Annotated in this window: 1 pseudogene; it reads right to left on the reverse strand. The window is 76.3% G+C overall.

From position 1 onward, the window contains the following. Positions 1 to 329: pseudogene (locus tag ACPC54_RS42035) on the reverse strand (hypothetical protein); the annotation flags it as partial.

Raw genomic sequence — 329 nt, forward strand, 5'->3', positions numbered from 1 at the left:
CGCACCAGCTCGTCCCGCGCCGCGGTCAGCTCGGTGCGCGCCCGCGTCGCCGCGGCGGCCTCCAGGTCGGCCCGGTCCAGGTCATGGGCGTCGACCGCCTGGATATAGCGCCGGCTGACCTCGTCGATCCGCCGGCCCAGGCCCTCGAAGTCCGAGGCGGCACGCCGGGCGGCGGGGGAGTCGTCGACCGCCGTGATGGTCTCGATCGAGATCCGCAGATCCCGCTGCGCGGTGTCCAGTTCGTAGAACGCGGCCGCCGCCGCGTCCTTCGCCTCCTGCGCCTGCGCCCGCTGGCTCTCCGCCCGGCCGCCGAACCAGCGCCGGGTGCC

This window comes from Kitasatospora sp. NPDC094028, from assembly GCF_049543595.1.
In the GTDB taxonomy this organism is placed as follows: Bacteria; Actinomycetota; Actinomycetes; order Streptomycetales; family Streptomycetaceae; genus Kitasatospora.